16 protein-coding genes are annotated in these 19,013 nt (G+C 72.4%); 4 read left to right on the forward strand and 12 right to left on the reverse strand.

Annotated elements, in window-relative coordinates:
* Positions 1-14: 14 nt before the first annotated feature.
* Together ACYVLT_RS16180 and ACYVLT_RS16185 are read right to left on the reverse strand one after the other, a co-directional pair.
* Complete coding sequence (locus ACYVLT_RS16180) at positions 15-1,412, reverse strand: family 43 glycosylhydrolase (protein WP_461120998.1); 1,398 nt, start codon at positions 1,410-1,412, stop codon at positions 15-17.
* Positions 1,413-1,628: 216 nt separating this feature from the next.
* On the reverse strand, positions 1,629-4,430 hold the full coding sequence (locus tag ACYVLT_RS16185) for a hypothetical protein (RefSeq protein ID WP_461120999.1): 2,802 nt from the start codon (positions 4,428-4,430) through the stop codon (positions 1,629-1,631).
* A gap of 175 nt (positions 4,431-4,605) precedes the next feature.
* Between ACYVLT_RS16185 and ACYVLT_RS16190 the strand changes: the two genes are divergently transcribed.
* Complete coding sequence (locus ACYVLT_RS16190) at positions 4,606-5,409, forward strand: class I SAM-dependent methyltransferase (protein ID WP_461121000.1); 804 nt, start codon at positions 4,606-4,608, stop codon at positions 5,407-5,409.
* 39 nt (positions 5,410-5,448) lie between these two features.
* On the opposite strand, the gene ACYVLT_RS16195 is transcribed toward ACYVLT_RS16190, so the two are convergent.
* On the reverse strand, positions 5,449-6,051 hold the full coding sequence (locus ACYVLT_RS16195; protein ID WP_461121001.1) for a TetR/AcrR family transcriptional regulator: 603 nt from the start codon (positions 6,049-6,051) through the stop codon (positions 5,449-5,451).
* A gap of 113 nt (positions 6,052-6,164) precedes the next feature.
* Between ACYVLT_RS16195 and ACYVLT_RS16200 the strand changes: the two genes are divergently transcribed.
* Entirely contained in the window at positions 6,165-6,995 is an 831-nt protein-coding gene (locus ACYVLT_RS16200; protein WP_461121002.1) for an SDR family NAD(P)-dependent oxidoreductase, read from the forward strand.
* A 24-nt stretch (positions 6,996-7,019) separates the two neighbouring features.
* Here ACYVLT_RS16200 and ACYVLT_RS16205 read toward each other — a convergent pair whose 3' ends face one another.
* The 5 genes from ACYVLT_RS16205 to ACYVLT_RS16225 are packed head-to-tail and all read right to left on the reverse strand — an operon-like array spanning position 7,020 to position 10,374.
* On the reverse strand, positions 7,020-7,490 hold the full coding sequence (locus tag ACYVLT_RS16205; protein WP_461121003.1) for an SAM-dependent methyltransferase: 471 nt from the start codon (positions 7,488-7,490) through the stop codon (positions 7,020-7,022).
* Between the two features lie 27 nt (positions 7,491-7,517).
* Positions 7,518-7,889: a DoxX family protein gene (locus ACYVLT_RS16210; RefSeq protein ID WP_461121004.1), complete on the reverse strand. Its 372-nt coding sequence runs from the start codon at positions 7,887-7,889 to the stop codon at positions 7,518-7,520.
* Between the two features lie 40 nt (positions 7,890-7,929).
* Complete coding sequence (locus tag ACYVLT_RS16215; protein WP_461121005.1) at positions 7,930-8,727, reverse strand: ABC transporter permease; 798 nt, start codon at positions 8,725-8,727, stop codon at positions 7,930-7,932.
* The gene (locus ACYVLT_RS16220) at positions 8,724-9,494 is read right to left on the reverse strand and encodes an ABC transporter permease (RefSeq protein ID WP_461121006.1); all 771 of its coding nucleotides are present in this window, start codon (positions 9,492-9,494) and stop codon (positions 8,724-8,726) included. Before ACYVLT_RS16220 ends, ACYVLT_RS16215 begins: the two co-directional genes overlap by 4 nt.
* Complete coding sequence (locus tag ACYVLT_RS16225; protein ID WP_461121139.1) at positions 9,484-10,374, reverse strand: ABC transporter ATP-binding protein; 891 nt, start codon at positions 10,372-10,374, stop codon at positions 9,484-9,486. The genes ACYVLT_RS16220 and ACYVLT_RS16225 overlap by 11 nt, the downstream gene beginning before the upstream one ends.
* A 137-nt stretch (positions 10,375-10,511) precedes the next feature.
* Between ACYVLT_RS16225 and ACYVLT_RS16230 the strand changes: the two genes are divergently transcribed.
* Positions 10,512-11,162, forward strand: a complete 651-nt coding sequence (locus ACYVLT_RS16230) for a TetR/AcrR family transcriptional regulator (protein WP_461121007.1) — start codon at positions 10,512-10,514, stop codon at positions 11,160-11,162.
* Positions 11,163-11,326: 164 nt separating this feature from the next.
* The gene (locus ACYVLT_RS16235; RefSeq protein ID WP_461121008.1) at positions 11,327-12,436 is read left to right on the forward strand and encodes a glycoside hydrolase family 53 protein; all 1,110 of its coding nucleotides are present in this window, start codon (positions 11,327-11,329) and stop codon (positions 12,434-12,436) included.
* A gap of 53 nt (positions 12,437-12,489) precedes the next feature.
* Here the strand turns inward: ACYVLT_RS16235 and ACYVLT_RS16240 are convergent, their stop codons facing one another.
* The 4 genes from ACYVLT_RS16240 to ACYVLT_RS16255 all read right to left on the reverse strand — a co-directional run bounded on the left by ACYVLT_RS16240 (position 12,490) and on the right by ACYVLT_RS16255 (position 18,957).
* On the reverse strand, positions 12,490-13,188 hold the full coding sequence (locus ACYVLT_RS16240) for a DNA alkylation repair protein (RefSeq protein ID WP_461121009.1): 699 nt from the start codon (positions 13,186-13,188) through the stop codon (positions 12,490-12,492).
* A 106-nt stretch (positions 13,189-13,294) separates the two neighbouring features.
* Entirely contained in the window at positions 13,295-13,924 is a 630-nt protein-coding gene (locus ACYVLT_RS16245) for an MBL fold metallo-hydrolase (RefSeq protein WP_461121010.1), read from the reverse strand.
* Positions 13,924-15,009, reverse strand: a complete 1,086-nt coding sequence (locus ACYVLT_RS16250; RefSeq protein ID WP_461121011.1) for an S-(hydroxymethyl)mycothiol dehydrogenase — start codon at positions 15,007-15,009, stop codon at positions 13,924-13,926. Before ACYVLT_RS16250 ends, ACYVLT_RS16245 begins: the two co-directional genes overlap by 1 nt.
* A gap of 144 nt (positions 15,010-15,153) precedes the next feature.
* Complete coding sequence (locus tag ACYVLT_RS16255; RefSeq protein WP_461121012.1) at positions 15,154-18,957, reverse strand: tetratricopeptide repeat protein; 3,804 nt, start codon at positions 18,955-18,957, stop codon at positions 15,154-15,156.
* Positions 18,958-19,013: the final 56 nt, after the last annotated feature.

Here is a 19,013-nt window from a genome sequence, read left to right on the forward strand (position 1 = left end):
GCGATCTCCTTTGATCACAGGGTCGGCACGATCGGGGCGATGGTGCCGTCGGGGTTGAACGTCATGCGGTCCACGGTCACCTCGCGGTTCATGCCGTCGCCCGCGGGCACGGCGAACCGGTGGTAGGCCACGTGCCAGGTGTCGGTGCCCGGCGCCTTCACCACGGAGTGGTGCCCGGTGCCCTTGATGCCGAGGTCGAGGCGCTTCTGGAGCACGACGCCGCGCTTGGTCCACGGCCCGAGCGGCGACGGGCCGGTGGCGTAGGCGACCTGGTAGTTCTCGTCGCGGGTGTCGTTCTCCGACCACATGAAGTAGTAGGTGCCGTTGCGCTTGAGCACGAACGACGCCTCCCGGTAGCCGCTCGGGGTGATCGTGCGCACCGCCGCCGGGTCGAACGAGACCATGTCGGCGTTGAGCGGCACGACGTGCGCCGCGCCGTTGCCCCAGTACAGGTACGACCGCCCGTCGTCGTCGGTGAACACCATCGGGTCGATGGCCTGCCCCGGGTACGCGCCCGCCCGGATGAGGGGCCTGCCCAGGGCGTCGCGGAACGGGCCCGTCGGCGAGTCGGAGACCGCGACGCCGAGGTGCTTGCTGGTGTCACCGGACGCCGCGCCGCCGCTGAAGTACATGTAGTACCGGCCGTTCTTCGCGGCCACCGCGGGCGCCCAGGCCGAGTTGTCCGCCCACGACACGCCCGGCCCGTGGTCCAGGACCACGCCGTGGTCGGTCCAGTTCACCAGGTCGGTGGAGGAGAACGCCTTGTAGTAAGGCGAAGCCCAGCTCGCGTACCCGTCGGTGGTCGGGTAGAGGTAGTAGCGGCCGTTGAAGTTGGTGATGTGCGGGTCCGCGTACAAGCCGGGGATGACGGGGCCCTTGGTGGTCTTCGGCACCCACGGCGCGGTGAGGCGGAACGAGCTGTCCGCGCGGAACTGGGCGGTGTCCTGGTTGGTGTCCAGCCACAGCTGGTTGTCGCGGTGCCGCACCCGCCGGTCCGGGTAGTTGACCGGCACCAGCGACACCGAACCGGCCACCGACCCGGTGACCGCGCAGAACGTCGCGTCCAGGCGGAACTGCTCCGCGCCGGTGTTCGGCTCCAGCCGCACCCGCCAGTCCCGGTGCCGCAGGAACTGGCCGTTGACCGCCTGGAAGGAGTAGCAGGACGGCGAGGCCAGCCCCGAGATCACGGTGAAGGTGGCGTCCTTCTTGGCCTGGGCCGAGCTGTCGGACGTGATGGGGTCCACCCGGCCGAGGTAGTCGGCGTGGCGGATGTAGCGGCCGGGGAGGTTGACCGACTCCAGCGACCGCGCACCGGTCGGCAGCACGTCCGCGAGAGCCGGTGTGGCGGGTACGACCAGTGCGGTGATGGTGACCAGTGACAGCACCGCGCAGGCACGTGCTCGTAGGTGCATCGTTCGCTCCGATCTTCGTCGGCCGGGGCGCCTGCCCGGAGGCAGCACCTATTCCTGTTAGCGCTAACAGGAATAGGTGCTGCTTTGTTCTCGCGGGCTGCGAGCGGAATGTTATCGCTAACATCTTTGCCGCATCAAGTCTTGCCTTCGGCGAAACTCTTGCGTTACGGTGCCCGCCCGCGAACGCGCCCCGGCAGGGTGGCCCGGTCGGGCTCGCTACGGCCGCGGGCAGAGCGCCTCGGCCGCCGGGACGATGTACGAGCACGTCGGCGCCATCGCGAGGTCGGCGATGTTGGCCAGGGTCAGCAGCGAAACCGGTCGCGACTCACCCGTGCGGTCGGTGCTGAAGCCGATCTCGCCGGACGCGCCGTCGTAGCAGTTGCCGCGCGGGGCGTTGCGGTCGGTCGGGCACGAGATCTCCCGCAGTTCCTGGCCGATGGCGGCCCGGCTGAGCGGTCCGATGGCGGCCTGGTCGAGCACCAGGTTGCCGCCGGCGTCGGTGCGCTGCCGCCGGAACCGGTTCTCCTTCACCGCGTGCACGAACAACCCCGCGCTGTCGTAGGCGACGCCGACCCGTTCGCCGACCCACGGCAGGGCGGTGGCGCGGTCCTTGAGCGTCTCGCCGAACGCCCGCCAGGCCGGTCGGGAGGTGGTCCCGGCGCGCAGGGCGAGCAGCCCGGCGCACAGCGCCGACGGCTCGACGCCCGGCTCCCGGTCGGAGGCGAAGCACGACCGGTTCTCCAGCACCGCGGCGCCGGCCAAGGACACGTAGGACATCGCCCGTCCCGCGTACTTCTCCCGCCGCTTGGCGCCGTCGGCGACGAAGCGGGACGTGGTGTCGTTGCCGACGACCATGGGCGTGTCGTGCTTGCACCGCTGGAAGACGCGGTCGAGGAAGCCGTCGAAGTCGTACTCCCGCCCGGCGAAGTAGGCGATCCGGTCGACGTCGGCGGTGTTGCACCGCGGGTCGATGCCGTGCACCCCGGCGTCCCACGTCACCAGCCACTCCCGGTCCTCGCCGAAGGCGGTCTCCAACTCCGCCCGCAGCGTCTTCAGGTAGCTGTCCTTGTCGACGTGCGCGGGCTGGTAGGCCGTCACCTCGACCGGCTTGCCCCGCTTCTCCGCCTCCCGCTGGGCGAACTCGCGCAGGAGCGCGACCTGCTTGCCGTTGCCGGGCACCAGCTGGAAGTACAGCGGGGACCGGTCGCCGAGGCCCTGTCCGGTCAGCGTGGTGGCGACCACCGGGATGCCGAGGTCGCCCAACGCGCCGATCGCGCTCTCCGTCGCGGGGACGGTCCGCCCCATGCCGACGACGCCCATGGCGGTGTCGTCGGCGGCGAACAGCGGCGCCAGGAGGCTGTCGACCACGGTCCGCGCGTGCCGCATCTCGTGCCCGCCGTTGGCCACGACCACCCGCAGCAGCGGCAGCTTCCCCTCGGTGTTGTCGCGGGCCTGGCGGACCATCAGTCCGGTCAACTCCTCCGTGACCGCGCCCGCCGAGTCGTCCGGCACGGTGGGGCTGGTGAACTCGGCGAAGTAGACGACGGTCACCAACGGCCGGCGCCCGCCCGCCGCGGCCAGCCGCTCGGCCTCCCGGTTGAGCTCGAAGACGGCCAGCTGCGCCTTGCGCAGCCGCTGGTCCTCGCCGAACACCTGGGCGGCGTCGTCGCTGTAGCCGACGCACTCCCCGCCGTCGTCGCCCGCGATCCAGGTGGTCGCCACGCCGGCGCGGGGCGAGGGCAGGCACTCCTCGGTGAACCTGGTGGCCAACCACCGCCCGCCGGTCAGCACCGCCGCGGTCAGCACCAGCGCGACCACGGCGGCGAGGAACGACCTGCGGGCGGGCAGCGGGACGGCGCGCGGGCGCATGTGCTCGCGGAAGGTGTTCCAGGCCCGCCGGTCCTGCTCGTCGGCGGCCCTGGGCGAGGACAGGGTGACCGCGATGATCGTGTCCTGCCTCAGCGCCCGTCGCCGTGCGGGCAGGTCCTTGTACCAGTCGGCGACCTCGCCCGCGATCCCCGCCACCGCCCGTGGCCTGCCCTTGACCAGCCCCCGCGGCACCGCCCGTGCGGTCGCCACGACGAGCACCGGGTCGTGCTCGGTGGACTCGTTGCGGACGTCGTTGATCAGCTGGAGCAGCTCCCAGCCGCCGTTGGCCTCGGTGACGTTGTCCAGCAGCACCACCGTGTACGCGGTCCGCCGCCGGTGGCGCGGCCGCCACGTGCCCGCGCCGTACAGTTCGCGCAGGTCCTGCAGGAAGGCGTGCACCAGGAGCTTCTTGATCTGCGCGCGGTCGTCCTCGTCCTGCCTGCCCGCGGTCAGGAGTTCGGCGAAACCGGTGAAGCTCGTGGAGTGCCCGGGGAGCATGAACGGCTGCCGCATCAACCACCGCGGCTCGCCGCCGGATAATCGGATCCCGCGGGTCCACAACCAGAACCGCAGCGGACGGTGCCACGCGAACAGCAAAGCCATCAGGAACTTCACCGGTGCCGGCAGCAGCACGAGCCCTTCGGTGACCGCCGCCTGGTACGCGGCCTCGGGTCGTTCCCGCCGGCCGTGCCACAGCCGGAGCAACTCGGTGATGTCGGTCGACTCGTGGCGGTTGTCGCCCTGGGTGAGGCGCCTGCCGGTGAGCCAGTCCACCAGCCGGTAGTGCCGGAACCGGCTCGGCCGCAACGTGCCGAACCGATCCGCGGACAGCTGGTGCCGCAGTTCGTCCAGCACCGGCAACAGGGGCGGCTCCTCGCGCCTGCTCTCGCGCCACCGGTTCGCGGTGTCGGCCGCCACCCTGTCCAGGTCGACCCGGGCGAACGGGATCTTCGCTGGGCCGACCTCGGCGAGCAGCTTCGCCAGGTCGGTCAGGACGCCGTCCGCCTCCTTGCTGATCAGGCACACCACTGGCAGCGCCCGGTCACCACGCGGTCCACCCCTGGCCCGCCACGACCACCGCGGCCGCTCGCTCAGGTCCTGGACGGCCGACAGCAGGGCGTGCAGACCGCGGAACACCGACTTGGCCAAAGTTCCCCCTTCACCGACACCCCCACACGGCGATTATCGAGGCCGGGCAGTGGTCCGTTGCGGCAGTGATCCGTTCGTGTTCTCCGGTCGGGTTCCGCGGCGTGCACGACCGTCGGGCGGGACCGATTGTCGTTACGTAAGCTGCGATGGGTTTGCGACGCGTTGAGGGGGACGGGTGTCCGAGAAGGCAGTGATCAGGGCGTTCGAGGACGGCAGCGCGGAGTTCGCGGAGTGGACGCCGCTGCTGTGGGACCCGGTCGGCGCCGCCGTGGTCGACCTCGTCGGACCGGTGCCGGGGGAGCGGGTGCTCGACGTCTGCTGCGGCGCGGGGTCGTCCGCGATCCCGGCGGCGCGGGCCGTCGGTCCGAACGGCGTCGTGGACGCCGTCGACCTCGCCGCGGCGCTGCTCGACCAGGGCGCGGGACGCGCGCGGGAGCTGCCGCAGCTGCGCTTCCACCGGGGCGACGCGGGCGGCTGGTCGGCTCCGGACGGCCTGCCCTACGACCACGTCCAGTGCGTGTTCGGGATCTTCTTCCTGCCGGACGTCGACGCCGCCGGCGCGCACCTGGTCCGGCTGCTGCGTCCCGGCGGCACCCTGGCCGTGACCACGTGGCGGCAGGGCAGCGTGGACGACGTCGTCGGCCCGTTGTTCCGGGCGCTCGCCGAGCACACCGGTGTGGCGCCGACCCGACCGGCGGCCGCCGACCGGGCCGCGCGGCTGGACACCGACGACAAGCTCGCCGAGTGGATGCGGAGCCTGGGGCTCGACGAGGTCCGGGTGCACCCGGTCGAGCTGGACGTCCCGATCACCCCCGAGTCGGCCTGGGCGTTCGTCACCGGCTCCGCGGGCCGGGCCCTCCTGGCCGGCCTCGACGACCGGGCCGTGGCCGCGGTCCGCGACCGCTACCGCGAGTTGGTCCGACCGACGGCGGTGCTGCGGGTCCGGGCACTCGTCGGGATCGGCGCCCGCCCGAGCTGACCGCGCACCGGGTCACACCGGGCCGGGCCGATCACCGGCTCAGCCGGGCCGGAACGCGCGCAGGGCGGTGTCGACGAGGGCGTCGGCGAAGTCGTCGTCCAGCGGGCCTGAGCGCAGCAGCCACCGCTGGGCCAGCGGCGCGTACAGCACGTCGATGAGGAGGTCCAGGTCGGCGTCGGCGGCGATCTGGCCGGCGCGCTGGGCGCTGAGCAACCGCCGCTGCTTCGCCGCGCGCATCGGTCGTTCCATCTTCTCCCGGTAGGCCGCGGCGAGTTCGGGATCGTTGATGATCTCGGTGTTCAGCGCCCGGATCGGCGCCTCGAACGCGGGATCGGCGAACTCGGCCGCGGTCGCGCGCAGGACCGCTTTGAGGTCGGCCTCGACGTCCCCGGTGTCCGGCAGTTCGATGCCGCCACCGTCGGGCTGCTCGCTCAGCACCAGCAGGGAGTCGAAGACCACCGCGCCCTTGGACGGCCACCAGCGGTAGATCGTCTGCTTGCCCACGCCCGCGCGGGCGGCGATGGCCTCGATCGTCAACTTGGCGTACCCCACCTCGCTGATCAGCTCGCGGGTCGCGGTCAGGATCGCGACCCGCGAGCGCTCGCTGCGCCGGGTGCCGTCGGGTGTGGTGCCTGGAGCCATGCCCACATCCTACTGGGAACGAGACGGTTCGTCTTGACAGTCGGGGGAGCGGCTGTCATTGTCTTCCTCATCGAGACGGAACGTATCGTCTCAGAAAACGATGGGGGACACCGATGACACGCGAACACACCGAACCCCGCACCTGGTTCATCACCGGCGCCTCGCGCGGACTGGGGCGTGCGTTCACCGAGGCCGCGCTCGCGGCGGGCGACCGGGTCGTCGGCGTGGCCCGCGACATCACGCCGCTGGAGGACCTGGCCTCCGCGTCGGCGGGCCGGCTGGTCACCTTCCCGCTGGACGTCGCCGACCGGTCGGCCGTGGTGGCCGGGGTGCGGCGGGCCTTCGCCGCGTTCGGCCGGCTCGACGTCGTGGTCAACAACGCGGGCGGCGTGGTGCTCGGCATGCTCGAAGAGATCACCGAGGAGCAGGCCCGCGCCCACCTGGACACCAACTTCTTCGGTGCCCTGTGGGTGAACCAGGCGGTGGTCCCGCTGCTGCGGGAACAAGGCTCGGGTCACATCCTCCAGGTCTCGTCGATGGGGTCGGCCGGCGGTTTCGCGTCGACCGGTCTGTACGGCGCGGGCAAGGCGGCGCTCGACTCCATGAGCGAGGCGCTGGCGATGGAGGTCGAGCGCTTCGGGATCAAGGTGACCATCCTCCAGCCCGGCGGCTACCAGACCGGTCTGTTCACGCTCGGTCTGACCACGACCGAGGAGAACCCCGCCTACGCCCCGCTGCGCGCCTGGTTGAGCGGGCTGTGGGGCGAGTCGGAGGACTACGACCCCCGCCTGGCCGCCGCGGTCGTGCTTCAGGTGGTGGACCTGCCCGAGCCGCCCAAGCGGCTGGTCCTGGGCGGCGCGGCGTACGACATGGTGCAGGAGTTGGTGCGGGCGCGGACGACCGCCCTCGCCGAGTGGGAGCACCTCAGCCGCCAGGCCGACTGATCCCGTGGTGGCCGCGGAAGTCCGTCAGTAGTAGCGGCTCATCAGGGTGGTGGCCCAGGCCGGCTGGGCGACCGGCTGCCGTGGCGCGAACTCGACCAGGTACGGCTTGACGTCGAGCACCGGCGAGCCGGAGAGCGCGTCCAGGTCGGCGACGTGCAGGTCCAAACCGTCCACGCCGAGCAGGCGGCAGCGGGACACGCCGAGGCGGTTGGGCCGGTACGGCCCGCGGTGGGCGAAGATCCCCACGGGCGCCGCGTCCGGGTTACCCCTGGGCGGACGCGGTTCGCCGGACACGGTGGCCGGGTCGATCCGGTCGAACAGGAAGACGACCTCCAGGTGGGAGAAGTCCTCCAGGCCGAGCACGGCCGACGCGGTGAAGGACCGGTCGTCCAGCCGGATCACGGCCCGGACGTCGTGCCAGTCGTCCTCGACCACCTCGTCGCGGCCGCCCACGACTCGTCCGACGGGGTGCAGGGTCACGGTGTTGCCCATCATGGCGCTCCAGGTCGGGTGGCGGTCGGTTCAGAGGGCGTGGGGACCGAGGCGGCCCCAGGCGACGACCGCGGCCAGGACCAGGAGCACCACGTTGACGGCGATCGCGGGCGATTCCCGGCGGCGGGCGTGGACGACGACGGCGCCGAGCATGGTGACGGCCAGGCCGATGGCGGCCGGCGGGGTGAGGACCGGGGCGACGCCGGTCACGGCCGGGAGGACCAGGCCGAGGGCGCCGAGGACCTCGACCACGCCGATCAGCCGGACCCGGGTGGGTGTGAAGTCGTCCACCCACGGCATCGTGGTGCGGAGCTTCTCCTTGGGCTGGAGGGCTTTCGCGAGCCCGGCCAGGCCGAAGGCGGTGGCGAGGACGGCTTGGAGGATCCACAGGAACACGTTCACGTCGGCTGCTTCCTTCGTTTCGTCGGGGGTCGGTCGGGGGTCAGTGGCGGCCGAGGGTGCCGCGGCGCTTGGCCAGGCGTTCGAGCCGGGTGAACAGGACCACTCCGCCCGCCGTGATGAGCAGCGGCTGGGCCAGCAACCACCCGAGGCCCCAACCGGTCGGCAGGGCGGCCAGGGAGTGCCCGCCGAGCAGGACGTCCCGCATGGCCTCGATGCCCGGCGCGATGGGGACCAGCAACCGGCTGACGAACGCGATCGGGTCGGGCAGCGCGGCCAAGGGGACCAGGGTGCCGCCCGCGATGGCGTAGGCCGCCACCGAGACCTGCGTGATGATCTCGATCCGCTTGAACACCAGCGTCAGCCCGCACAGGACGAGGGCCAGCCCGCAGGTGCCCAGCGCGATGGCGGCCAGCGGCACGAGCACCTGCGCGTCGAACGGCACCCGGCCGCCCTGGACGGCGATCGTTACCGCACCGGTGACCAACACGGCCAGCGCGGTGGGCAGGGCCGCGACCACCGCGGCGACCTGGCGGCCCAGGATCAGCGCGGCCGACGGCAGCGGGGTGAGGTAGGTCTGTTCCAGCACACCGGACTGGATGTCACCGAGGTAGCTCCAGAACACCCGGTTGACCTGCTCGTGGATGAACGTCAGCGCCACCATGCCGAGCAGCACCGGCAGGAGCAGTTCGGCGAGCAGCAGACCGCGTCCCATGAACAACACCACGAGCAGGTAGAACAGCGGGAACGTGATCATCTGCAAGAGGCTCTCGCGCCACCCGGCGGCGAAACCGCGCAGGCCCTTGCCGACCTCGGCGGCGAAACCGCGGGCGAAGGTCACGACGACCCCTCCAGAGCTCGGCGGTGGTTGCGGGTGAACAGCAGGCCGCCCGCCACGACGAGGGCGAGCGTGTGGGTGACCAGCCACGGCAGCGAGCCGTCGTGCCAGACCTGGGCCAACGTCCTGCCCTCGAACAGCGTCCGCGTGATGACCTCGATGCCCAGCGTCGTGGGCAGGACCCTGGCCAACGCGGCCAACCAGTCCGGGTAGAAGGCCAGTGGCAGGAAGGAACCGTTGAGCAGCAGCACCAGCGAGGTGAACAGCGACTGCAACGCGCCGATCATCGGGGAGACCAGCGCCAGCGCGGCCAACAGGAACGTGAAGGCCAGCACGTTCGCCCCGAGCAGCAGGGCGGGCAGGACCGCCGCCCAGCGCGGCGGGATCGGGATCCCGACCACCAGCGCCGGCACGAGGGCGGCCGCGGCGGCCACACCCAGGCCGAAGATCGCGGCGGTGAGCAACCGGCCGAGCATCGGCAGCCACGGCGGCGCGGGCGTCATCCGGGTCTGCGCGAAGGTGTCGGCGCGCTTCTCCTCGATGAGGTCGGCCACCAGCACGAGGCCGGCGTACTGGAGGAACCAGTACCCGCCGATCGCGACGAGGGTCCGCGGCAGCAGGTCCTGCCGCAGTTCGCCCTGTCCGAGGACGAACTGGAGGCCGAGGTACATCGTGGTGCTGACCAGCAGCGTGACGACGTGCCCGACCGGGTGGGCGAGCTGGACCCGCAGGCCCTTGCCGACCTCGGCGGCCAGGACGTCAGCAAGCATGGGACGGCTCGTCCACCAGCGCGAGGAACACGTCCTCCAGGTCCGGCTGCACCTGGGTCAGCGACTCCAGCACGGCGCCCTGCGCGCGCAAGCGCTCGACCACGTCGTACACCTCGCGCGGATCGCCCACCCGCACGCTGATCGTGGTGACGCCGTCGTGGGTGACGCCGTCGAACCCGGGCGGCGCCGCGCCCTCGACGCGGATCTCGTACCGGTCCCGTTCGCGGAAGCTCGCCAGCAGCTCACGGGTCGGCAGGTCGGCCACCAGCCGGCCGCGGCGCATCACGGCCACCCGGTCGCAGAGCTCCTGGGCCACGTCGAGCTGGTGGGTGGTGAGCAGGATCGTGGTGCCGGACTCGCGGGCCAGCTCGGTGATCCAGGTCTTGACCGTGCGGGTGGCCTCCACGTCCAGGCCGAGCGTCGGCTCGTCCAGCAGCACGATCGGCGGGTCGGCGATCAGGGCGGCGGCGATGGCGACCTTCTGCTGCATGCCGCGCGAGAAGCCGCCGACCTCGTCGTCGCGCCGGTCCCACAGCTCCAGGCCGGTCAGGAGGTGTTGGGCGCGCGCCTTGGCCTGTGCCTTGCGCAGGCCCTTGAGCCGGCCGAAGTACATCAGGTTCTGCCAGGCCGACAGGCTCCAGTAGACGTTGCGCGAGCCCTCCAGCACGGCGCCGAACCGGGCCATCGCGGCCGAGCGCTGCGTGGCCACGTCGAAGCCTCCCAGCCGGACCCGCCCCGAGGTGGGCGTCAGCAGGCCCGCCAGCATCTTGATGGTCGTGGTCTTGCCCGCGCCGTTGGGCCCGAGGAAGCCGAAGACGGTGCCGGCGGGGACGTGGAAGGACACCTCGTCGACCGCCCGGACCTCGGCCGAGCCGTACACCTTGCTCAATGCTTCGACCCTGATCACGTCGTCGCCCCGACCCGGAGGTGGGCGCGTGCGGCGGTGCGGAGGCCCATCATTGGATCCAATCTCTAGAGTTGACTTCTAGCTTCGTTATCTAGAGATAGACTCCAGTCATGAGCGATGTCAAGCGGGTGAGCAAGCGGGCGCAGAAGGCGCAGGAGACGCGTCGGCGCATCCTGGAGGCGGCGCTCGCGCTGTTCGTGCGGGACGGGTACGGCGCGACGAACCTCCAGGACATCGCCGACGGGGCCGGTGTCGCGGTGCAGACGATCTACTTCGTCTTCGGCAACAAGCGCACCCTGCTCAAGGAACTGGTCGACGTCACGATCGCGGGCGACGACCAGCCGGTGGCCACGATGGACCGTCCCTGGTACACCGAGGCGCTGGCCGCCGAGACGGCCCAGGACGTGCTGCGCGCCTACGTCAGCGGCACCACCTCGGTGCTGGCGCGGGTGGCGCCGATCGGCAAGGTGCTGGAGGCGGCGGCGGCGAGCGACCCGGAGGTCGCCGCGCTGTGGCCGCACGACGTCGACCCGCGGCTCGTCGTCCAGCGGAACGTGGCCGAGGTCCTGGTGGGCAAGCCGGGGGCGAAGGACGGCGTCTCGGCGGAGGAGGCGGCGGACGTGCTGTACGGCCTGCTCAGCCCTGAGCTGTACCTGCTGTTCGCCCGGCGCGGCTGGCCACGTGACCGTTGGGAGCGGTGGGTCGGCGAGACGTTGCGCGCCCAGCTGTGCACCGACCGACCCCGCCGTCGCACGCGGTAACGACTTGGTGATCACCGGCTTCCGTGTGATCGTGCACAGTCGTTCGGCCGAGTGGGGACACCTGCCACCACGAACATTCCGCGGTTGACAGGAGGCTGTGGTCGCTCATTACCGTGCACGTGCACAGTCGCGCCGCCGCCGCATCGTCGATCAAAGGAGATCGGATGTCCGGACCACACCGGGCGGCCAAGGTCGTCCTCGCCCTGACCGCCGCCGTGCTCCCGCTGACCGCGCTCACTCCGGCCGTCGCGGCGGCGGGCACGTTGACCATGCGCGGAGCCGACGTCTCGACCGCGCAACGCGCCCTGGACCTCGGCGCGAGGTTCTACGACGCGTCCGGCGTCGCGCGGGACCCGCTCGACATCCTCAAGGGCGCGGGCGTCAACTACGTCCGCCTGCGCGTCTGGAACAACCCGCGCAGCGGCTACAACAACAAGGCGAAGGTCCTGGCCTACGCCAAGACCGTGCAGGCCAAGGGTCTCAAGCTGCTGGTCGACTTCCACTACTCCGACACGTGGGCCGACCCGGGCAAGCAGTACAAGCCCGCCGCCTGGGCGGGCCACACCATCGGCCAGTTGCAGACCGACGTCTACAACTACACCTACGACGTCTGCACCAGCCTCAAGGCCCAGGGCACCACGCCCGACAGCGTGCAGATCGGCAACGAGATCAACGTCGGCATGCTCTGGGACGACGGCAAGGTGGTCGACAACGACTTCGCCAACCTGAGCCTGCTGCTCAAGGCCGGCTACAACGCCACCAAGGCGTGCAACGGCGGCACCAAGGTCATGATCCACACGGCGAACGCCGACAGCCTCGACCACGCCCGCTGGTTCTACGACGGCATCAGGTCCAAGGGCGTGGCCTGGGACATCACCGCGCTGTCGTACTACTGCTCGTGGCACGGCACGCTCGCCAACCTCTACAACGTCATCTCCGACGTCCGCTCCCGCTACGGCAAGGACGTGGTCCTCGCGGAGACGGCGTACCCCTTCACCACCGCGAACGCCGACGGCACCGGCAACTCGATCAACGCCGGCTGCGCGGGCTACCCGCTGACCTGGACCGGTCAGGCCACGAACTTCGCCCACGTGCAGAACACCGCGCGCAACGCGGGCGCCATCGGCGTCTTCTACTGGGAACCGACCTGGTACGCCGTCCCCGGCAACGGCTGGGACCCCGCCGACATCGCCAACAGCGGCAACGGCTGGGACAACATGGCGGTCTTCAACTGGACCGGCCGGATCAACCCCGACGTCCGCTGGACGCCGTGACCGGCCGGTGTCGCGCGGATCGGTGACGGGCGCGCGGTCGACCTTCGGCCGCGCTACCGCCGGACCGACGACGTGACGTGAGCCTGGTCGTGCTGTCGGCGCACCATCTCGGTGATCCAGGTGGGCGCGAACGGCGACGTGCAGTTCGGGGGAGTCGGGTAGTCCTTGAGCACTTCGAGGCGTTCACCGATGTCGATGGCGCGGGCGCGGTGCTCGGCGTGCTCGATCCCGATCTGGGCCAGGCAGTGGTTCATCGCCCACTGCAGGCGATCCGGGGCCTCGCGCATCCCGGCCTCGATGACGTCGAGCAGGGTCGGGAGGTCGAGCCCCTCGGGCTTCTTGGCCACCCGGTCGGTGGTCAGCGCCCAGCCGGCGCTCGCGACCACCGGGTCGGGGTCGGCGAACCAGGCCAGGCGCAGCCGTTCGGCGTGAGGGCTCTTCTTGACCACGTAGTTCACCAGCCAGTCGTGCACCTTGGGCGTGCGGGCCTCGCGCAGCATGGTGTCCAACTCGTCGCGCTCGAACGCCTTCGGGCGGCAGATCAGCAGCGCGAGCAGCCGCGCCGCCGTGTCGGCCGTCTCCCAGAGGTCGCGGGCGAGGTCCTGCCGGGTCTTGAGCCGCTTCGCGATCGCCCGCAGCTTGCCGAGGTTCACCCCGTGGTCGTCGCCGTGCTTCTCGTTCACCTCGCGTGCCCTGGGGTCCTCCAGCGCGGCCAACTCGGCCATCACCTCGGCCACGGTCGTCCCGGTCACCTCAGCCTCCCGTCGGTCGCCGTGGACGACAGCGTACGGCCGGTCCGGCAGGGCGACCGGCCCGACGTGATGACCCGGGTCGGGGTTCGGCGGCGCGGCACCGGCGTCAGCGGGCCGAGCTGATCCAGTCGGCCAGGTGCGGCGACTCCGCGCCGATCGTCGTGTCGTCGCCGTGCCCGGTGTGCACGACCGTGTCGGCGGGCAGGGTCAGCAGCCGCGTGCGGATCGACTCGATGATGGTGTCGAAGTCCGAGAACGACCGTCCCGTCGCGCCCGGCCCGCCCCGGAACAGGGTGTCGCCGGTGAAGACGACACCCAGGGCGGGGGCGTGGAAGCAGCACGCGCCGGGCGCGTGGCCGGGGGTGTGCAGCACGTGCAGCGCGACGCCCGCGACCTCGACCACCTGCCCGTCGGCCAGGTCGCCGTCCGGTCCGGCGTCGGGGTGGGTCAGGTCCCACACCACCCGGTCGGCCGGGTGCAGCAGCACCGGCGCGCCGGTGGCCTCGGCCAGCGCACGGGCCACCCGGACGTGGTCGTCGTGCGCGTGGGTGGCCAGGATCGCCTTCACGGTGCGCCCCGCGACCACCTTCAGGATCGCGGCCACGTCGTGCGGTGCGTCGATGACGACGCACTCCGCGTCGTCACCGAGGACCCAGACGTTGTTGTCCACGTCGAAGGTCTCGCCGTCGAGGGAGAACGTGCCCCGGGTCGTCGTGCGGTCGATGCGGGCGGTCATCAGAACACCACCACCGAGCGCAGCACGTCACCGCGGTGCATCTTGGCGAACGCGTCCTCGACCTGGTCCAGGGCGATGGTCTCGGTGACGAACGCGTCGAGGTCGAGGCGGCCTTGCAGGTGCAGGTCGATCAGGTAGGGGAAGTCGCGGCTGGGCAGGCAGTCGCCGTACCAGGAGGACTTCAGCGCGCCGCCCCGGGCGAACAGGTCGATCAGCGGCATGTCGACGCGCATGTCCGGGGTCGGCACGCCGACCAGCACGACGGTGCCGGCCAGGTCGCGGGCGTAGAACGCCTGCTTCCAGGTCTCCGGGCGCCCGACGGCGTCGATGACGACGTCGGCGCCGAACCCGCCGGTCAGCTCGCGGACGCGGGCGACGACGTCCTCCTCGGCGGCGTTCACGGTGTGGGTGGCGCCCAGCCCGGTGGCCCACTCCAGCTTCCGCGGGTCCAGGTCGATGCCGATGATCGTGGTCGCCCCGGCCAGGTCCGCGCCCGCCACCGCCGCCGCGCCCACGCCGCCGCAGCCGATGACGGCCACGCTGTCGCCCCGCCCGACGTTGCCGGTGTTGAGCGCGGCGCCGAGCCCGGCCATCACCCCGCACCCGAGCAGCCCGGCCACCGCGGCGGACGCCCGCGGGTCGACCTTCGTGCACTGGCCGGCGTGCACCAGGGTCTTCTCGGCGAACGCGCCGATGCCCAACGCGGGGGAGAGCGCCGTGCCGTCGGTCAGGGTCATGGGCTGGGAGGCGTTGTGGGTGTCGAAGCAGTACCAGGGCTTGCCCTTCAGGCACGCCCGGCACACACCGCACACCGCTCGCCAGTTGAGCACCACGAAGTCGCCGGGCGCCACGTCGGTGACGCCCTCGCCGACGGTCTCCACCACGCCCGCGGCCTCGTGACCGAGCAGGAACGGGAACCGGTCGTTGATGCCGCCCTCCCGGTAGTGCAGGTCGGTGTGGCACACGCCGCACGCCTGCACCCGCACCACGGCCTCACCCGGGCCGGGGTCGGGCACCACGACCTCGACCACCTCGACCTCCGCGCCCTTGCCCCGTGCGACCACACCGCGAACCGTCTGAGTCACCGCGAAAACCCCTCATCGTCGATCGTCATGCCGGGTGAACACGCACAGGAAGAGAGTCCCACGCGCACGGCGTCGCCGTCGGCGGGCACGATCACCGACTCACCTCCCCGGTTCGCACGCCGTGCTCCCGCCACCCCGGTTCACTCAGGCGGGGTCGGGTCGGTCGAAGCGCGCGAGCAGGTCGAGCGCGGCGCGCCGCAGGCCTTCGTAGGCGCCCGGTTCCCGCCGCGCGAGCCCGGTGAAGAGGTCGACGGCCTCCCGCAGGTCCGCCTTCGCCTGCGGCAGGCCGGTGCCGGCGGCGAGCCGGATGGCGGCGAACGACCACAGCGACTTGGCCAGGCCGGCCTCGACGTCGGCGCGACCCGCCCGGGCGAGCCCGCGCAGGATGCGGGTCGCCTCCTCGCCGGTCCGCAAGGCCTCGTCGCGCTGTCCGGTGTTCCACGCCGCGGCACCCAGGTTCGCCAGCGCTTCGGCGAGGTCGCGCTCGAACTCCGCGGGGTGGCGCGCCGCCAGTCCCCGGTAGATCTCGACGGCCTCGCGGCCCGTGGCGGCGGCCCGGTCCAGCCGGCGCAGGTCGTTGTGCCGGTGGGTGAGGTTGACCAGGGACTTCGCGTAGAGCGGCGCGTACCGGTCCGGCGTCGCCGACGCCAGTCGCCGGTAGATGCCCACGGCCTGCTCGGCGCTGGTCATGGCCTCCGCAGCGTGGCCGGCGTCCCCCAACGCGGCGCTGAAGTTGTTCAACGCGGCGGCGTAGTGGACCTCGTGCACCTCCGGGGAGGCCTGCGCCAGGCGTCGGTGCAGGGCGACGGCCTCACCGCCCACTGCCAGCGCCTCGCCCGGGCGGCCCAGCGCCGTCAACGCGGTGCTCCAGCTGTCCAGGGAACGCGCGAGGTTGCCGTCGAACGCCTCCGGGGTGGCGCGCGCCAGGCGCCGGCGGATCTCCACCGCTTCTTCCGCCGCCGCGGCGGCTTGTGCCCACCGGTCCAGCTCCGCCCAGATCGCGCCGGCCGTGGTCAGGGCCTGCGCCAACTGCGCCTTGTGCGCCTGCGGGTGCGCCGCGACCAGCCGCCTGCGGATCGACACGGCCTCGGCCGCGGCGTCGGCGGCCTCCTGGTGGCGACCCGCCCGCGTCAACGAGGTGCTCAACTCGACCAGCGCCGAGGCGAAGTCCGGTGCGAAGGCGTCCGGGTCGTCCGCCGCGCGCCTCCGGTAGATCGCCGCGGACCTCGTCCGGGCCGCCAAGGACTCCTCCCCGCGACCCGCCGCCGCGAGCACGGCGCCGAGACCGGCCGACGCGATCGCCAGGTCGACCTCGAACGCCTCCGGGTCGACCGACGCGAGCCGGCCGAGCACCTCCACCGCTCTACCGGTGTGGACCAACGCCTCGTCCCGGCGGTCGAACGCCGACAGCAGGAGGCCGAGGTTGCTCGACGCCCTGGCGTGGTCGGCCTCGAACACCTCCCGGCGGTCGCCGGCGAGCCGGCCGAAGACCTCGACCGCCTCGGTGGCGACGGCCAGCGCGTCCTCCTGACGCCCCACGTCCCGCAACTGGTAGCCCAGGTTGGACAGGGCGACGGCCAGGCTCTGCTCGGCCGCCACCGGGTCGGCGGCGGCCAACCGCCGGCACAGGTCGACGGCCTCGGTGGTGGCGACCACCGCGTCCGCCCGACGGCCGACGAGGCCGGCCAACCGGCCGGCCGTGGTCAGGGCGCGGGCGAGCGCCGACTCGAACAAGGCCGGGTTGACCGCCACGAGCCGGCGGTAGCACGCCACGGCCTCGGTCGCGGCCGTGAGGGCCTGGTCGAGCCGGCCCACGCCGCTCAGGTGGCTGCCGAAGTTGTTCAACGCGCTCGCCAGGTGCGGCAGGAACGCCGAGGGCTTGGCCTCGGCCAGCCGCCGGGTGAGATCCACCGCCGCGCCCGCCGCCGACAGCGCCTCCGGCCGGCGACCGAGGTGCCACAGCAGCACCCCGAGGCTGTTCAGGCCCGACGCCAGACCGGCTTGGGCCACCTCGTCGTCCACGGCGGTCCTGCTCAGGAAGAGGCCGACCGCCTCCTGCTGGGCCGCCAGCGATTCCTCGACGCGCCCCAGGCCGCCCAGCGTGCCGGCGAGGTGGTTGAGCGCGTGCGCCAGGTCCAGGTCGTGCGCGCCGGGACGTTCGGCGGCGAGTTCGCGGTACAGCCGCACGGCGTCCGCGTCGCGGGCCGACGCCTCCTCGCGCCGGCCGAGCTCGGCCAGCATCCCGCCGAGGTTGCGGGTGACCTGGGCGACTTCGTGCCGCAACCCCGGTTCGGTCGCGACGGCGCCGCCGAACAGCCGCGCGGCCTCCTCCGTCGCCGCCAACGCCTCCGCGACGAAACCCGCCTCGACCAGCCGCCAGCCCAGCGTGGCGTGCAGCCGGGCCCGCCGGACGGGGTCGCGCTCGGTGTCCAACCGGGCCGCCGTGAGCCGCCGGACCAGCGCGGCGATCCCGATGTCGAGGTCGACGTCCCGGTCGGCGGGGAGCGCGGCCTCGATGCGTTCGAGCAGGGTGAGGTCGACGTCGGGTATGTCGCACAACGCCACCAGCGCCGCGCTGCCCGCGTGCAGGGCGATCGCGGGGTTGGCCCGCAGCAGGCCGTAGAGGTGCTCCGCGACGTGGGACCACCGCGCCGAGGCCGAGGCGAGGAACGTGATCGCACGACCCGCGAACCGGGACGCGGTCCGCCGGTCGGGGTCCAGCAACGCCGCCGGGACGTCGACCGCCCACGGATCGGGTGCGTAGCCGCTGATGTCGTGCCCCGGTAAGAGCAGCGCGAGGAAGTCCTCCGCGAGGCGGTCGGGGTAGAGCGGTTCGAGGACGGTGGCCCGGTCGATCGGCGGGTAGCACACCCGGTGGTCGGTCAGCACCCGCGTTGGCGGCTCGACCTCGAGCGACCGCAGCACGTCGGTGCCGGTGGAGTGGCCGACCGCCCCGGTCAGGACGGCGGTGAACACGGCCCTGGCCATGACGCTCGGCGGCGTGCCGAACTCCTCCCCGAGCACCCGACCGCGGTAGAGCCGGTGCCAGTTCATGTACTCGCGGTCCAGCAGGTAGGCCGCCATGCCGGCCTGCCCGTCCGGGAGCCGTTCGCCCCGGGCACGCGCGTCGGGCAGGTCGACCAGGGCGCTGACGAGCGCCGCCACGTGCAGCGCCAGCACCGGCCCGTAGCTCTTGGTGTGCAACGAACCGGGCGCCTGCGCGGCGGTCGGCCGTTCGACGCCGAGCAGTTCGCCGAACCGGCCGCGCGCCGCGTGGAACACCCGCTCGCGCTCGGCCACCGAGTCGGCCAGGTTCCGCAGCGGCAGGTCGTCGGTGGCCGCGCGGAACTCGGCCAGTTCACCGCAGATCGCCCGCCACCACTGCACCGTGCGGCCGAGCAGCAGCACCCGGGTCGGCACGGCCCGGCGCAGCCGCGGGTCGGCGAACAGCCGGACCAGCTCGGTGTGCGCCCAGCGGTCGGCGTAGTCCACCACGACCAGCAGACCGCGTGCGTCGGCCGGTTCGGGCTGGTCCGTCGCGGGCGGCGCGATCGTGTTGGAGTGCCTGGCGTGCAGGACCGACCAGCCCTCGGCGGCGCACAACTCGGCGAACCTCATGGCGAGCCGCGTCTTGCCCTGGCCGCCCGCGCCGTGCACCAGCAGCACCGACATCGCCGCGCGGTCGGAGTCGCGCCATGACGCCAAGTCCCGGAGCTCCTCGGTCCGCCCGACGAAGTCCACGATCCGGCTCCGGGCGTCCAGCAGCCGGCTCGGCTGCGCCAACAGCCACGTCGGGTCGGCGGGCGCCGGCGCGAACGGGAACGGCTCCAGGAAGAACGCCGGGTGCTCGGTGTGGATGTTGACTTCGCGCGCCGTGCCGAACTGGATGACGTGCCCGCCGATGTGGGAGTCGGCGATCGACTGCGAGTACGTGTGCCGCCACTGCATCGAGTCACGCTACAGCGCCGTCGCGGTGGCCACGGCGGAAGCCGACGTCCTGCGGC

The sequence above is a fragment of the Saccharothrix stipae genome, from assembly GCF_054781895.1.